Below are 14,800 nucleotides of genomic sequence, written 5' to 3' on the forward strand. Positions count from 1 at the left end.
AGTCGGAGCAATCAGCGAGCCTGGAGCGGGTTGACCGCTCCCTCGGGAAGGGTGGCGTTGCCAAGTCTGTGCTGAGTCTCGAAACGTTCGGCAGTCAGCTCACGGGGAGTGCGGCTCGGCGGGCCCGGCAACGGGCGGCCCGGAGGAAGTAGCGTCGTGACCTACGCAGACGGCCCCCTGCCGCAGTGGAGCACGGTCGGCGGCTACGGCAGTGATACGTACGAGGCGGAGGATCCGCACGGCGTCGTCTGGCGGCTGTGGCTGGTCGAGCGGACCGCCGACGGTGATCCCCTGCCGCCTGGCTACCGGCTCGCGCCCCGGGATGGCCTGGGCAACCCCACGTTCGTCACCAACCAGCACGGTCTGTACCGCGCGATGGATGTGGCGGGGGTACAGATCGCGCTTGATGCTGTCCGAGCTGATCCGGAAAGCGCCGCGCGTCAGCTGGGCTCGGCGGTGGGTAGGACGTCGATGACCCCTTGACCTGCAGATTCTCTGCTTCAGCCGGCTCAGCCGACCCGTTTCGGGCCGGCCGTCCACGGTCCTGCCAGTCGGCGCGCACCTCGTCCCAGACATGGGTGGTCCACCACAGCCGCGTCGGGTTCATGCGCCAGTACTTCCGGGCGATCCATCGGTAGCGGCCGGGGCGGAGCCGTCCCAGCGGTGCCGGGAGGGAGATCCGGACCATCTGCGCGAGCGGGCGCTCGCGGTACTCGTGGATGGCGTTCGAGGCGTCCAGCTCGGCGTCGCCGGTCGGGGAGCGGGGTGCGGCGGGGGTATGCCGTGGCGGTTGCAGAAGGCCGTCCAGGTGGAGAGCAGGGCTTCGTAACTCTCGGGGCTGCCGTGATGTGTGAAGCGGAAGCGGGGCACGGGGTGTTCCTCGTTTCGTGGTCGCGTCGGCGGGGGGTGAGCTGCGCGCGGGGCTGCGGGGCCGGCGTTGGCCAGTGCCGGGCGGCCGGGGGCAGGGGGCTCAGGCAGGACCCTCGCCGGTCAGTCGCTCTCGGCGTCCTGGGCCTGGGTGCGGCGGGCGGTCTCGCAGAACGAGGGCTCGCACGGGACGCCGCGCACCCGGTACTTCCTCCAGGGGACTTTGTGGTCGCACAGGTTGCGCTTGGTCTCGCTGTGGATGCAGCGCTCGGCGATGTGCAAGTGGGTCACGGGACCTCGTTTCGGTACCCGGGCCCGGCCGGTGCGATGGCCGGGCCCGACTGGGTCAGTACTGGAGGCGGGTGCCGTCGAAGGAGGCGCCGGGCGGGAGGGCGGCACCGGGCAGGAGGCTGGTGATGACCCGGTGGGGTGCGCCGGGGACGTCGGCAAGGCGGACCGACGGGTGCAGCGGCTTGGCGGACATCCGGGTGTCGTCGGTGGTCATGCCGATCAGCCGTTGCTGGGGCAGGTGTACGAGGAGCGCGTCGTCCACGGTGTACCCGAGGCTGCGGTAGTAGTCGTCCAACTCGGGTGCGTGATTGAGGGTCATCAAGCCGTACCCCGCCTGCGCGAACCGCTGTTCCGCCCGCTGGATCAGTGCCTGGCCGATGCCCCGGCGGCGGTGGTCGGGGTGGACGGCCACGGCGTGGATCATGCCCAGGCGCGAGACCATCCGGTCGGCAAGGGCCAGGGTGTCGATGCCGGGGTGCTCCAGGAGCCACCGGGGGACCCCGCCGAGCAGGGCACCCACGACGGTGCCGGTGCCGTCCTCGGCGAGTAGGCACAGGTCCCGGTGGTGGGAGAGAGGCCGTTCGGGGCGCCGGGCCAGGATGTCCCGCGCGAGGCCGAAGGGGTCGGGGTCGTTGGGGTCGGCGTGAGCGATCAGCTCCATGAAGGCTGCGGTGTCGGCATGGCCCGCGACGCGGATCGTGAACGGGACGGTGTCCAGTGCGGACTGGGCCGCGGGAAGGGAAGAGGACATGGCGGAGGACTCCCGGAAGCGGTGGGCGATGGTCAGCGGCGGGTGAAGGGGTCTACTCGGCGGAGCACGCTGGTGAGCGTGTGGTCGTAGGAGGTGCCCATCGGGTCGCGGGTGGTGCGGCGCTGCGGGTCGTAGCCGTACGCCTTGGCCTTGGCCCCGAAGGTCCGGGCGAGGAAGACCGCCGTCTCCAGCAGTTCCACTTCGCCGGGCATGTCCTTCCATGCCGGTTCGGTGTGCAGTACGGCCCACCGGCGGTGGTCGGCGTACGGGTACTCGCCCCGGTGCATCCGGCGCGGGACGAAACCCCATTTCTCCTCGAACGCTTCCCAGTAGTCGTCGACGGCCGCGGAGGGGTGCCCCGCATACGGCTCGCGGTGGATGACCGCCTCGGGCTCGTCGAGCAACCAGGTGACGCGGTGCGGCTTGTCCCACATGGCGCCGCTGTCCATGAAGGGGCCGTCACTCGGTGCGGTCGCTGTCCAGACCTCCGGTTCGGTCCACAGGCCGCCGTCGGCAGCGGGCCGTTCCTTGGGACCGACCCCCGCGACGGCCACAGTCGAGGTCCCGTCGGAGTTGTCCCGGCGCCATGCGTACTCGCCCGCCGTGGCGTAGAAGTCGGGCCCGGGGCTCCACTGCGGAGCATCGGGGAACGCGGTCTCGGGAAACGACAGGACGACCGCGACCTGGCCGCGGCTGTTCTGGCAGCGGGGGTTCCAGGACTCGTTGATGGCGGCCTCTATGTGGCGGCGCAGGCTTCGCTTCACGTCTTCAAGCTCCCAACAGGGTGAAAGGGGCGGCACGGGGACCGGCGTGCCGTCGGATGCCGGCCAGCGGGCGGCGGTGACGACCTCCGTGACCCTTGGAGACATCCACAGACTATACAGACTCATAGATTTAAGCAACTTCCCAAGAGTGTCCGATCCTGCTTGACTCGACAATATCCTCTCTCCTAGAATTAAGCAGTCAAGGGTTTGCGGGGGCTTCTGCCCTTGCGGGGTTCCGTGAGCCAGCCGGCGCGGCTACGCCGCTCTCGTTCGAACGCCCTCGTCGGGGCACTTCCCGGCCGCCCGTTCCCACCATGAAGGACACCACCGTGTCGATCCCGTTCACGTGGGACCAGGAACAGAATGCCGTCCAGCTGGTGGAACCGTCCGGTGCCCCCGCCGGGCGGCTGCGATGGCAGATCACCGACCGCGAGCGCACTTTCGTCGTCCACGGCTCACACCGGTTCCCCGATCATCCGATGTACGACGTCTACGAGACCACCGACGGTACGCCGCCCACCCCGGCAAGCCGCCTGACCCAGCTCCACTCGCTGACGAGGGCGCGCCTGCTGATCGCCAGACTCGCCCGCCCGGCCTTCACGACCAACTGGACAGCCTGGCAGACGGCGCTGGTGATCGGCGAGGGCATCAACCTCGCCACCGCCCCGGTCCACGAACACGGCACCTGGAACTTCACCTTCAACTTCGCGCTCGACACCGAACGCGAGGGCTACCAGTACCCGGCCGACGGAACGCTGCTGCCCGCCGCCTTCCAGGCCGCCGCCGCCTTCTTCGACGACAACGAGGTCACCAACCCGGACGCCAACGAGGACGGAATCCTCGGCGTCGTCCTCGCCGCCTACGCCCGCATCTGACGAGCGCAACCACCACTGGAGGACTGCTGTGACAACCCACTGGCGGCGGATGGACCACACCGCCATGACCGGTTCACTACTCACCTGGCCCACCCGCCTGGACAGCTACGGCGGCTGCGGCACCAGCGTCTACGCCCTGTGGCCCGAAGCCCACGACGAGCCCATGGTGGTGTGCTCCCCCGGGCTGCTCCTGCACGCCCTCCACGCCGAAGAGGCAATCGGCGACCGTGACCCGTGGCGCACCGCCTTCCCCGACTTCGACGAACACGACATCGAGGTCTCGCAGCGGTCCACGGGACTCCTGGGCGCGCTGCTACTGGGCACCACCGGCGCCAGTTGGGCGCTACGCGACCCCGGAGCGGAACCCGGCACCCCGATCTCGGAGTGCTTCGCCGGCTTCTGGACCGCAGGGCGGGACGACCTCACCGACCTCGGCCGTCTGGCGCTGGACGCCGTCAGCCTGTCCTACGGCCGCCCGCCGGTGCTCCTGACCGTCCAGGACACCTAACCCGTCACCGAACCCGAACACCGGAGCGAACCATGTCCCATCCCCCCGCTTCCCACTCCCACACTCCCGACTGCGTCGAACTCGTCGGTATCAGCGCCGACTTCACCCCGATCGAGGTGGAGGGCCTGGTGCGCACCGCCGTCGACGCCCTGTACGGCGACCGGACCGACCTCTCCGAGCGGCAACACGAACTGGCCGAGCGAGCCCGCATCCTGATGGCGCAGGAAGGCGAAGGCGACGAAGAACCGGACCAGGCCGACATCACCGACGGCATCGGCAGCCAGCAGGTCTCCGCCTACGCCCGGATGCGCGCCGCACACGAGCGTCTGAACGAGGAGTCGGCCGCTGCGGAGGCCGCGTTCACCGCGCCGCTGCGCCAGCTGTTCCCCGAAGCCGCGCACATCGTCTTGGACATCACCGAGGATTCGGTTGCCCTGAGGCGCACCGTCTCCGCCGACGGGAGCACGCTGCGGACCTTCTACGGCGTCGGCCAGCTACCCGCCGTGCCCGAAGACGTCGCCCGCACCTGGCTGCCCCACGACCTGACGAACGAGACCGCGCTCGACCACATCGTCCAGGAGCTGCACGAGGCCGGAGTCGTCTTCGCCTCCCTTCCCGAGGAGCTCCGCGATCTGGACGAAGACGACCGATACGCATATCTGCCCTACATCGACCTGGGAGAGACACGATGACGACCAGCCCGCACCCGCAGCAGAGCCAGGCCAAGGCCAACGAAGAGACCGGGGAGCAGGTACTCGCCGCCGCCCTTCGCGCCGCGGTCGACGCCGGTGCCGTCGGCATCGACCTGTTCTCCGACGGATTCGAGATCAGCGGCCCGGACGACATCTCGCTCTATCGCAGCGCCCACACGTTCACAGCCCGCACCCCGGCCGCTCTCGCCGGCTACCTGGGCATCCCCGAAAACGCAGTTCAGGACGCCCGCCGGTAGCAGCCACCCGACAGGTGCGGCCCTCCCCGGGCAGCCCCACGTGATGCCGCGCCTGCCCTGTCCTTGTCCTTCGGCTCGGGGCCGCCCGGCGGGATCCGGCCGAGCCCCTACGGCGTGGGCCGGATCCCGCTGTAGGGGTCTTCTCGATCGTGTAGCGGGGCCCTTGCCGGAACGGGAACAATGACGGCATGCGCCCTGCCCTTCCCGATCTGCTGCGCGGTGTCGCCGCCGTCCTGGACAGCGCCGGCCCGCTGGAGCCCCTGCAGCTCACGCTCGCCGGCCGGGACGCTCAGGTCACCTTCGCCGAGGGCGTCACGATGGCCGATCAGCGCGGCAGCGTAGACCGCCTCGCCGCCGCGACCGGCGCCGCGCCGGTCTTCTCCGCCCTGGGCGCCGACTCCTACACCTACACCCTGACCACGGATCTGCCCGGGGGCCTCGTGCTCGTCGCAGGCACCCACCCGACGCTCAGCAACCGCACCCCGGCCGACCGGGCCACCTCCACGCGGGCCACCTCCGAACTCCTGCGTGGTCTCCTGCCGTGGGCCAGCGCCCTGTCCCACCTGCCGGTGGTCCTGAGCGGACTCGAGGTCCGCGACGACTTCCGGCGCATGCACGTGCAGCTGCTCGTCGACAGCGCCGGCGACCCGACGGCCGCCCTTGAGATGGCGTCCACCGGCGTGCACGCCCTGCGCACCCGTCCCGGCGTCCCCTTCGGGATCGACGGCCTCGGGCGTCTTCCTTCAGGCCACCCGGTGTTGATCAGCGTCATGTGACCGGCCCCCGCTGGGACATCGCTCCGTACGATCAGGGGCGGTCGGGGGTGCTCACGTCGCGGTGGTCGCCTCTCGGCGGTGGCGTCCCGGCGACTGCTCGCCGGGCAGCCCGCTCATCACCGCTTCGCGGGGAGGGCGAGACGGTGGTGTGCTTCGAGTTGCGCGGCGGCCTGGCGGGGGATGGTCACGACTCCGTCGAGGAGGGCGCGCGCCTTGACGTAGGCTGCCTGGCGCTCTTGGGCACCGCTGCGCCCGTCCAGTGCGAGTTCAAGGAGCGCGCGGGCTCTGGCGATGGCGGTCTGCTCCGACTTGGGCAGGTGGTGGGTGCCAGACTTGCGGGCGTGCTCGTCGGCGGCCTGCCACGCGGTTTTCAAGGAGCTGACAGCCTGCCGGTATGTGTCGAGGTCAGTTCCCCGTCGGGCGTCGGCTGCGGCGTCGATGGCGTGCAGAAACGCGACGGTTCGGGGGTCTGTGACGTCGGCGAGGGCCGGCCGGTCCAGGAATTGAAGGACGTCGGCGGCGTACGTCCCGTACGCCTCGCGGACCGCGTCGTGATCGGTCTCAAGGGCCTGGCGCCGGGCGAGGTCGGCGGCAGCTCGTCGACGGCTGTCCGCCCTGCGGCGGCGCCGACGGTCCAGGAATCGAGCCGCCGTGCCCACGACGCCGGCCGTGGCGGCCAGGCCGAGAGCCGCCCAGAGGATCCAGAACGGGAACCCGCCGGCATCTCCGTCACCGGCGGTGTCGCCCCCGGAACGGACCGGCGCATCCGTGACGGCCGCCACCAGGTCTGGCCCCGCGTACATGGCGACCGACGCGGCGAAGGCGAATACCAGCAGCGTGACCGCACGGCCGAACTCCCGGCGCGCCCAGGCGATGAACGCGGCGACGAGCAGCGTGCCAAGCCCGGCCATCCCGGCGAGCCGCGCCAGGTCGCTCATCATGTCCCCCATCCGGTCAGCCTATCCAAGGTGAACACGCGTTCCAGGTCCGGTGCCGGGGCTGGGCTCCCGGCCCCGGCGGTCGGCGGGCTCTCGTGAAGGCGGTACCTACGCGGGCTGAGGCGCGTATGCCTCGGGCGGCGGCATACGCGGGGTGTCGTGCAGGGGGCGGCGGTCGCGTAGCTGGGAGAGCTGGGCGTTGACCGCGGTGGTGACGTCCACGCCGAGGCCGTGGAGGACGTCCCGGTTGGCTTCCCGGCTGGCGTCCCGGGCCCGCTGTCGGGCGGGGCTTGGCCGGACCATGGTGCAGCCCGGTGCGACGGCAGGGCCGGTCTCACCGGGTCGCCGGAGTTGGGGGTGGACTACGCGGGCGGGGTGACTCGCGTGACTCCCCCACGGCGGCCCATACGGTGGGCTATCCGGTAGGTGTCCGTCATGTCGAGCTGCCCGCCGGTGCGGCGGCTCATTACTCCGGCGCTGATCAGCTCCTCCACCAGCTTCGGGTGGGTGCCGGTGTCACGCGGCCCGGTCCGCACGGCGTGGTTCTCCTTCTCGGCTTTCCGTGCGAACGCCTGGAGCCGGGCGGTGAGCTCTGATTTCCCCCACAGGGCAAGGACGTCGTCCTCTTCGATGGGGAGCTGATTGCCGGCCAGCGGTTCCAGGGCCAGCCGGATCCACGGCATCGCCCGGTCGAGTTCCTCGGCCCGCGCCCCGCAGCTCGCACCGTGGCGGAGGCTGTCGTGGTGCAGCGCGCGGTCGTGGTCCGGGTGGCTCCCTGTGGTGTGAAGGAGGGCGCTGGCCAGGGCTGCGAGGAACGGGCGCGGCGTGACGGTCCCGCGGGCGTCCTGGAGGTGGCACGACAGGTAGGTGTAGGTGTGGCCCTTGCGGGCGTTGCCGCCCATGAACCGGCCCGCCAGGGTGGTGAATGCCCGTTCCTGGACCGCCGGGTCGTGGCGCAGTGCGGCGGGCGCGAGAAAGCGTCCGTCCTCGGTCCGCTCCCAGGTCGGCCAGGCCTCGCGGAAGGCGGCGGCCTCGGCGCTGTCGCGGCTGCCGAGCAGCTGGAAGAACAGCCCGTACAGGTCGCTTCGCTCCAGGCGGCCGAGGTAGTCGCCCCTGCTCCAGGAGAGGTCGGCGGAGTGGGAGGTCAGGGTGCTGCGATCGGCGCGGGGCACGCTGGACAGGGCTCCGTCCAGCATGTCCGGGCGGATGAAGACCTTCGCGCGGAGTCGGGTGGTCTGCCGGGACAGTGTGACGGCGAGGTTGAGCATGCCGGAGGCCAGGTGCTCGGCCAGTTCCCGGTTGGGGTGGAGCTGGTCCAGCGCGTCGAAGAGGACGAGCCGGGTGGTGTCGTCGGTGTGGGCGGCGGCTTCAAGCTCGGCCAGGGACCGCGCGGTCGCGCCCGGGTTGCGGATCAGCCAGTCGACACGCTCCGTCCAGGTGGTCCGGCCGACGAGATCCGGGACGCCGAGGGCGGTCAGAGCGACAGCGCTCCACAGAGCGGTCGGATCAACACCCCACTCCGCGAAGGCGCGCAGTTCCCCGGCGGTCGGCTGGGCCGTGTCCGGCCGGACGCCGTAGCCGACGACGGCCTCGGTCCGCTCCAGCCTCGGCATCCGGTACTCGCGAGCGGCGATGGCCCGCAGCCGGGGATCGGTCAGGGCGCGGGCCCAGAAGGTCTTCCCCTCCCCCGTACTTCCGCGTACGACGGAGCTGTCTGCGTAAAGGGCCGGGCGGTGGGCACTGGGGGTGTACATCATCGCTGCGGGAAGGGTGAGGGCGTCGGTGTCCAGGATCGCGGACAGCGCGTCGTGCAGCAGCGTCCGGTGCTCCGTGACGGAGAGAGTGCGAGACATCGATCGTGTCCTTCCGTGGCTGCCGCACCCGCCCTGTCAGTCGGGCGCAGCATGGGGAGTTGAGGGGTGGCGGACTTTCAACCACACTTCAACCATAATCTCACTCCTAGACTTAAGCAACATTGGGATCCTGGGTGCTCGCCGATTTGGGCCCGCGAAGGGCAGCCGGACCGTGGCCTTGGCCCGAAAGCGCGCTGGCGGCGCTGGCACCTGCCGGCCTCATCGCCCTGGCAGCCACGACGACGATCGGCTTGGGCCGCCTGGCTGGTGGCTCCTTGCCTCGACCCTGCTCTCGTTGACCGGATGCGCTACGGGCTGGCGGGCCGGACCGACCTGCACCTGGCACCCGTCGGCCCGCCACCGTCCGACCGGGCCCCATCTGCCGGCCTAGGGATCGAAATGGGTTCCGACGTGACGATGTTCGACGCCAACCGGTCCGGAAGAATCCGTGAGGATCTCCTCCTACGCCTGGTAGGTGGTCAGGTAGTTCAGCGTGGCGGCGTACGCAGTCACCATGTCGTTCAGGTCGACGTGGTCGTGGAGCACCACGGAGCTTCCGTGGCCCCCACCTTCGTATCCGTAGTACCGCGGGTGCCCGCGCCGCCCCGATTTTCTGGTCTTGAAGCCCTCGGCGTCCGGTTTCGCCACCAGCCCCTGCACGACAGGGCCCGCGTACCGGACGAAGCTGTGCCGAGCGAGCCACGCCTCCTGACGGTCCGCGAGCGCTCCGTTGGCCGCGGCAGTCGCTTCTGGCGTCTCCACCATGATGCGGATCTCGAATGGACTCTCCGTTCCACGCCTCGGAACGAGGCGCTGGATCTCCGCGACAACGTATCCGTCGGGGGTCTCCCGCCAAGCGCAGATGTTCGCGGCGCCACTCCGGGAGCGCTGCCGCACTGCAAAGACGGTGCCCGCCGGAGCCGCCGCCCGCGCGAGACTCGCCAACCGACGCAGCCGCAATGCGTCACTGAGCGGTCCGGAGGCACGGTTCGCCGGACCGGACGCCTCGGCCTCCAGCGCTACGAGCTGCTGAAGCGCTCGGCCGGAGAGCAATCGGGCAAGGTCGTCACCCGATCCGCCCCAGCCGCCAAGAAGCTCGGCGATGGTGAGGCGGCGGGACCATCCACTCGGCCCGTCGGGGATGTGATCTCGATTCGGGCCCACCAAGTAGCGGTCGGCTACGGGCACGCCCTCCACATCCGCCCAGGCATCGTAGGACGCGAACTGTTCGCCATGCGCCCCGGCGCCGAGCTTCATCTCCATCACCGCGCGCGCGGCTCCATCAAGCCGGATCACGAAATCGGCCCGGCCGGCTGGGGCCCCGCCGTGCGCCTTCACGTAGGCCTCACGCTGAACGGTGATCGCGCCCGGACCCAGGCACAAAGCTGATCTGAGCGGCTCGGAATCCAGCTCGGCCAGGAAACACAGCAAGTCCGACCAGTCGTCTTCGGTACGAATGAGGCGCGTCAGTCCGTAGGTCACAGCCGGACGCTACACCCGGCCGCCTACAACTGCTGTTGAGCCCAGGAGGTCGGCACCCGCGGGCAACCTCGAAGGCCCACACAGCCATGGCATCTTCTCGTCCGACGCCCATCGATCGGCGACGCGAAGGGGGTCGACCTGCGGGCTGGCACGGACGGCCGTCGGCGCCCGGGGCGGCGACTTGGAGAGGGACTGCCGGCGCCGTGCGGCGCACGCCGGTCCATTCGAATCTTCGGCATTCAAGAGGGAGGGACAGCCCATCAAATGTTGCTTAAGTCTATGAATGCATGTAGCTTTGAAGTGTTCCCGGGGTGGGAATGCCTCGACGGCCCCGCACAGCGCGCCCCTCTGCCCTGGCCCCTGGCCACCCCTGCTTCGCTGCCTGTCCTCACTGGAGACCCCGTGCTCGAACTCGCCCGCCGTCCCGTGCCCGCAGCCCGGCCTGATTCCACCCGCTGGTGGCGCTGGAGCATCCTCCATGCGCTGCCCAGCGCCGCCCTGGGCCTGGCCACCGCCCTTCTCTACCAGCCCCACACCGTGGGCGACCTCGTCCTGGCGGCAGCCATGTCCACCACCGCGGTCTGCGTGTTCACCGCGACCATGCCGCGCCGTCGCCGCGGCACGAAATACGCGCTTCGGCAGGCCGTCCTCACCGTCACCGATGCCGACCCGGACCCCGACAACAACATGCCCAGCGACGTATACGAACTGCGGGTCTTCGGCGTCAGCGTCCTGGTACGGCTGCGCGAGGAGTGGAACGGCCAGCATCTGGTGCCCTACGTGCACATCGAGCACGAGGCCGAGCGGCCCCGTCCGCTGCTCGTCGAGATCGACAACCAGGGCGAGAGCGAGCACCGCTGAATAGCGGCAGCAACACGGCATCCGGCCCGACCTGAGGAGCAACATGAACAACAGCCCGAACTCCGCCGACAAGCAGAGCACTCCGCGTCAGCGGCCCCCTCGCAGGCTCCCGCCCATCGGCGCCTTCTACGCCAAGAAGTCTCCCCTGTGGCGGTACCAGATCCTAGGGGACCAGAAGCCCACCATCTGGCAGATCACCCACCACAACGACGGCCGGGTCGTCTTCGACAACAACCCCGAGCACACCGCGTCGGGCTACTGGGTCAGGGAGCACCTCACCCAGTGCCAGCAGGACGGATCACCACTCGACCCGGGGTACATCGCGCAGCAGCGGCAGTACCTGGATCGCCAGGAGCAGTGGGCCGCCTCCCGGCCCAGCCTCAGCGCCATGGTCGAGGACCTGCTCCGCGACCACGAGATCCAAGGAGTGCCCGGGCATCCCGAGTTCACCCCGGGAGACCGGATCAGGGTCCTGGTGTGCACCGATGAGCACGCCCCGATTCCCAGCGGCGCCACCGGGACCGTCACCTCCTGGAACCCGATCCCGCAGCTGCGTCAGCTCGGCGTCGCCTGGGACGCCCCGCACGCCCACCGGCGGCTGATGCTCACCCTCACCGACAACGGCGACCGCATCGCCCGGATCTGACCGCCGCCCGGCGCGCGCGGCCCCACCCGCAACCCGGCGCCAGCCGTCTCACCCGCCCGGTCCTCGTTGATCTTCAGAAAGCTGCCTCGCCATGCCCACCACCACCTTCGCCCCCGTGGCTGCCGCCGACCTCCGGGCCGCGATCGACTTCGACTCCGAGTACGTCGTCCAGATCCGCGCCCACGATTCCTGGACTCGGCCCGGAACCGTCGAGCACCAGGTCCTTCACGGGATCGACGTCTGGCACGCCATCCGGCGGGCCCCCCGCTACGCCGCCGCCCGGATCGGCGAACACGGCATCCTCACCCTCGAGAGCACGACCGCCCGTATGCGGTTCATCCCCGAGCAGGCCTACAACGACTTGTTCTGCTCGGCCGAGGACTGCGAGAACTCCACCGCCGATGGCAAGGGCTGGGAAGGCCGGTGCGGCAACTGCACCGCCCGGGCCTGTGCCGGCGCGAGCGCAGGTGAGGACGAAACCGCGGACACCTCCGGCTCCGCAGCCCGGCCGGCAGCACCACCCGCCACGGATTCCGCGCCACTCATTGCGCCGTACTCCGCCGCGGATCTGCGCTCCGCCGCCACCGTCCATCAGATGCTGCTCCTTGCCCTGGACGCGGAGTCCGGCGTCGGGGAAGGCATCCGCGACCACACGATCCCCCACACCGACGGCGCGGACACACCCCGCACCTGGCAGTCCCTCGGCGACGAGAGAGCCAGTACGGCCTACCGAGCCATCCGGGAACTCCTCGACGACGCCCCCGACCTCGCCCCCTGGGCCATCGCCATGGCGGACGAGCACCTCGTTCCCGACCCCGAGACCATCACCCGCCAGAAGGACGGCACCGCCGCGGTTCGCCTCCACCTCGCCTTCGCCGACCACGTCACCGCCGACCAGCGCGCCGCGACCCACACCGCGCTGCGCCGGGTCCTGCACACCACCCTCTGACCCTTCCCCCACCCACACCGCAACCACACCGGAGCGCCCCGTGACCACGTCCCCCAAGCCACTGCCCGACCAGTGGACGATCCTTCTCCACCCCGTCCTCAACCTGACGATCCTGACCCTCCTGGACGGCGACAAGACCCAGCGCCAGATCGGCTTCCACTCCAGTACCCCGCCCGGCACGAGCGAACGCACCATCTCCGCGCTCGAGGACATCGCCGAGACCGATCTCCGCTCCAGCGCACAGAAGCTGATCGACACCTTCTACGCCCGCACCGCGCAGGCACAGGCGAACTCCGACGCCTTCGGCGCTGCCGTACCCGACCTGAAGGACCTCCTCGACCGGCTGCGCACCGAGGTGCCCCGCAGCATGGTCACCCTCGACGACGAGGCGCTCACGATCGTCCTCAAGCTCGCCGCCGAAGGACAGGTCACCGGACTCCTGCACTCCCTGATCGCCCGCTGGCCCGGCTCCACCACGCCGGACGGCCCGGCCACCGGTGTCCTTCAGGACCGGGACAGCGACGGCGGACTGACCGTTCTCCTCGACCAGGCCCGCGCCGGGCAGTTCCTCACCTGGTACCGCGACCAGTCCTGAACCATCCCGCCGGCCAGAGACGACCGGCCCGCCCGGCCCGTGCGCCGAGATTCGCAGCGCACGGGCCCCAGCGCCCGCACCCCCGGGCCGAACGAAAGAGAGCGCACCCATGGAGATGTGGGAGAAGCGAACCGTCCTCATGCCGAGCACACCTCTCAACCTGTGCGAGGACAAGATGGCGGACGCCATGGCCACCGCGCTGGCCGCCATCGAAGAACGCGAAGGAGAACGACGCGGGTGGGGCAAACCCGCCAGGCTGTTCACCGTCCACCTATTGGACCTCGACACCCGGTCGATCGAACTGCGCCTGGTCCCGGCCCGGACGTGGGGCGCCCTGGTCCTCAACCCCGCCGACGCGCTCACCCACGTTGCACGTCACCTGCCCGCCGTTCCGCCGGGCATGGAGCGGCGTCCGTACGCCGACGCCCCCGTGGCCGGGATTGCGATGATGTCCGAAGCCTGGGGCCGACCCGCAGACCGGGAACCGACCGAGGACGAACAGCACGCCAACGCGCAGGGCCTGCGCGTCAACCACCTCGCCCCGGACCGGATCGAGTCCCGCCTCGTCTACTGCATGGACATCAACCAGGAAGAGTTCTACGTCTGCCGCCGCCGCGGTGAGGAGCCCCGGGTCCTCTCCACCGCGCAACGCGACCAGAGCACGGTAGGCCTCGGCCTCGTCCCCTCCGGCCTCGGCCGGATCGCCCACGCGCTCCGCGAAGGCCTGCCCGTCTTCAGCTGACCACCGGCATCCCCCACTGCACGCCCCCGGTCGGGACCGATCCTCCCGGCCCACGGGCGCAGCGGAGCGCGCAGGAACAGCGGCACACGTCTTCGGCCTCGTGAGCAACTACGAACGGTGTCACCGCGCGGCGCCCTCCAGTCCGCCCAGAACAGCAACCAGTCGGCCCCGCGGCTCCGGCGCGGCGCGAACCAGCAAGTGGGCTAGGTCAAGGCCTGTCGTGAACGCGCCTCGGTGGCTACGCGCCCGCATCCAGCTCGAGACCGCATTGGCCAACGCCCTGCTGGTGTCAGCAGCCGGCGCGCCCTGCCCGTACCGGCCCGCGGCCGCCGAGCAGAGCAGCCGGGCGGCAGCAGTCCAGTCCTGAGCGCGTAGGGCGAAGTGGCCTTGCAGCTCGACGGCCTGGATCACATGCGGATGATCGTTCCCGAGGTCCACCTCGAGCTGGAGCGTCAGCCGCTCCGCGGCCACCAAGGCCCCGTGCCACTGGCCCGCCCGGTCCGCGGCCCGAACCACCCCCAGCAGGTCATGCCGGTCAGGCATCCCGTCCATCCAACGCGGATCAACCGGTTCAGCCGGCAGGCGCCGAGGGTGACGGGCGGCGGGGGAAGCCGTTCCATCCGGCGTAAGCAGGTAGGCCTCCACCACGCCGTCGGGCCAGCCCACGCTCACCCGGACCGACCGGTCCAGATGCACGGCCTGGCTCCGCGGAACGTGCCAGGCCGCTCGAATCTCGTCCAGACCCCCTGCGGTCTCCGGGGACATGCCCTCGGTATCTGCGCCGCCGCCCGGCAGAAGCAGGATGGTGAAGTGCGGGTCGAGCGGAACTGCTGCCTCCGTGGGGGACACGACGGACTCGGTCATCGGGAGATCACTCCTTGTGCGAGAGGTGCTATCCCGAATAGAGGTGAAAAATTCCCCTGCCGTGTGACCTCAGGCCCGAAAACACCAGG

At 70.3% G+C, this 14,800-nt stretch carries 19 protein-coding genes; 11 read left to right on the forward strand and 8 right to left on the reverse strand.

Annotated features, from left to right (window positions below):
• The first annotated feature begins 156 nt into the window (after positions 1-156).
• Positions 157-483 carry a hypothetical protein gene (locus ACTVZO_RS40250; protein ID WP_443303536.1) on the forward strand — a complete coding sequence of 109 codons (327 nt, stop codon included), beginning with the start codon at positions 157-159 and terminating at the stop codon, positions 481-483.
• Between the two features lie 507 nt (positions 484-990).
• Here the strand turns inward: ACTVZO_RS40250 and ACTVZO_RS40255 are convergent.
• Genes ACTVZO_RS40255 through ACTVZO_RS40265 form a run of 3 tightly spaced genes read right to left on the reverse strand, consistent with a single transcriptional unit; the run spans position 991 to position 2,673 of the window.
• Positions 991-1,158 carry a hypothetical protein gene (locus ACTVZO_RS40255; RefSeq protein ID WP_443303537.1) on the reverse strand — a complete coding sequence of 56 codons (168 nt, stop codon included), beginning with the start codon at positions 1,156-1,158 and terminating at the stop codon, positions 991-993.
• Positions 1,159-1,213: 55 nt separating this feature from the next.
• Positions 1,214-1,909 carry a GNAT family N-acetyltransferase gene (locus ACTVZO_RS40260; protein ID WP_443303538.1) on the reverse strand — a complete coding sequence of 232 codons (696 nt, stop codon included), beginning with the start codon at positions 1,907-1,909 and terminating at the stop codon, positions 1,214-1,216.
• Positions 1,910-1,941: 32 nt separating this feature from the next.
• A complete protein-coding gene (locus tag ACTVZO_RS40265) occupies positions 1,942-2,673 on the reverse strand; it encodes a hypothetical protein (RefSeq protein WP_443303539.1) in 732 nt (243 codons plus the stop codon).
• Between the two features lie 314 nt (positions 2,674-2,987).
• Here ACTVZO_RS40265 and ACTVZO_RS40270 point away from each other — a divergent pair, with 314 nt between their 5' ends.
• From ACTVZO_RS40270 to ACTVZO_RS40290, 5 genes are all read left to right on the forward strand, one after another.
• Positions 2,988-3,548 carry a hypothetical protein gene (locus ACTVZO_RS40270; protein WP_443303540.1) on the forward strand — a complete coding sequence of 187 codons (561 nt, stop codon included), beginning with the start codon at positions 2,988-2,990 and terminating at the stop codon, positions 3,546-3,548.
• Positions 3,549-3,612: 64 nt separating this feature from the next.
• Positions 3,613-4,056, forward strand: a complete 444-nt coding sequence (locus ACTVZO_RS40275) for a hypothetical protein (RefSeq protein ID WP_443303541.1) — start codon at positions 3,613-3,615, stop codon at positions 4,054-4,056.
• Between the two features lie 32 nt (positions 4,057-4,088).
• Positions 4,089-4,748 carry a hypothetical protein gene (locus tag ACTVZO_RS40280; RefSeq protein ID WP_443303542.1) on the forward strand — a complete coding sequence of 220 codons (660 nt, stop codon included), beginning with the start codon at positions 4,089-4,091 and terminating at the stop codon, positions 4,746-4,748.
• Positions 4,745-5,005 (forward strand): hypothetical protein, encoded by a 261-nt coding sequence (locus tag ACTVZO_RS40285; protein ID WP_443303543.1) that lies wholly within the window; start codon positions 4,745-4,747, stop codon positions 5,003-5,005. The genes ACTVZO_RS40280 and ACTVZO_RS40285 overlap by 4 nt, the downstream gene beginning before the upstream one ends.
• Positions 5,006-5,193: 188 nt before the next feature.
• On the forward strand, positions 5,194-5,781 hold the full coding sequence (locus ACTVZO_RS40290) for a hypothetical protein (protein WP_443303544.1): 588 nt from the start codon (positions 5,194-5,196) through the stop codon (positions 5,779-5,781).
• Positions 5,782-5,897: 116 nt separating this feature from the next.
• Here ACTVZO_RS40290 and ACTVZO_RS40295 read toward each other — a convergent pair whose 3' ends face one another.
• The 4 genes from ACTVZO_RS40295 to ACTVZO_RS40310 all read right to left on the reverse strand — a co-directional run bounded on the left by ACTVZO_RS40295 (position 5,898) and on the right by ACTVZO_RS40310 (position 10,054).
• Positions 5,898-6,731 carry a DUF2786 domain-containing protein gene (locus ACTVZO_RS40295; protein ID WP_443303545.1) on the reverse strand — a complete coding sequence of 278 codons (834 nt, stop codon included), beginning with the start codon at positions 6,729-6,731 and terminating at the stop codon, positions 5,898-5,900.
• Between the two features lie 96 nt (positions 6,732-6,827).
• Positions 6,828-7,022, reverse strand: a complete 195-nt coding sequence (locus ACTVZO_RS40300) for a hypothetical protein (RefSeq protein WP_443303546.1) — start codon at positions 7,020-7,022, stop codon at positions 6,828-6,830.
• 59 nt (positions 7,023-7,081) lie between these two features.
• Positions 7,082-8,572, reverse strand: a complete 1,491-nt coding sequence (locus ACTVZO_RS40305; protein WP_443303547.1) for a hypothetical protein — start codon at positions 8,570-8,572, stop codon at positions 7,082-7,084.
• A 462-nt stretch (positions 8,573-9,034) separates the two neighbouring features.
• Positions 9,035-10,054, reverse strand: a complete 1,020-nt coding sequence (locus ACTVZO_RS40310) for a hypothetical protein (protein WP_443303548.1) — start codon at positions 10,052-10,054, stop codon at positions 9,035-9,037.
• A gap of 402 nt (positions 10,055-10,456) precedes the next feature.
• On the opposite strand from ACTVZO_RS40310, the gene ACTVZO_RS40315 reads away from it, so the two are divergent.
• The 5 genes from ACTVZO_RS40315 to ACTVZO_RS40335 all read left to right on the forward strand — a co-directional run bounded on the left by ACTVZO_RS40315 (position 10,457) and on the right by ACTVZO_RS40335 (position 13,847).
• The gene (locus ACTVZO_RS40315) at positions 10,457-10,915 is read left to right on the forward strand and encodes a hypothetical protein (RefSeq protein ID WP_443303549.1); all 459 of its coding nucleotides are present in this window, start codon (positions 10,457-10,459) and stop codon (positions 10,913-10,915) included.
• Between the two features lie 43 nt (positions 10,916-10,958).
• Positions 10,959-11,561, forward strand: coding sequence for a hypothetical protein (locus ACTVZO_RS40320; protein WP_443303550.1), 603 nt, complete (start codon positions 10,959-10,961; stop codon positions 11,559-11,561).
• A 91-nt stretch (positions 11,562-11,652) separates the two neighbouring features.
• Positions 11,653-12,510, forward strand: a complete 858-nt coding sequence (locus ACTVZO_RS40325) for a hypothetical protein (protein WP_443303551.1) — start codon at positions 11,653-11,655, stop codon at positions 12,508-12,510.
• Between the two features lie 40 nt (positions 12,511-12,550).
• Entirely contained in the window at positions 12,551-13,105 is a 555-nt protein-coding gene (locus ACTVZO_RS40330) for a hypothetical protein (RefSeq protein WP_443303552.1), read from the forward strand.
• A gap of 139 nt (positions 13,106-13,244) precedes the next feature.
• Positions 13,245-13,847, forward strand: coding sequence for a hypothetical protein (locus tag ACTVZO_RS40335; protein WP_443303553.1), 603 nt, complete (start codon positions 13,245-13,247; stop codon positions 13,845-13,847).
• Positions 13,848-13,967: 120 nt separating this feature from the next.
• Here the strand turns inward: ACTVZO_RS40335 and ACTVZO_RS40340 are convergent, their stop codons facing one another.
• Positions 13,968-14,711: a hypothetical protein gene (locus ACTVZO_RS40340; protein ID WP_443303554.1), complete on the reverse strand. Its 744-nt coding sequence runs from the start codon at positions 14,709-14,711 to the stop codon at positions 13,968-13,970.
• Positions 14,712-14,800: the final 89 nt, after the last annotated feature.

The sequence above is a fragment of the Streptomyces sp. IBSNAI002 genome, from assembly GCF_052244475.1.
GTDB lineage: Bacteria > Actinomycetota > Actinomycetes > Streptomycetales > Streptomycetaceae > Streptomyces.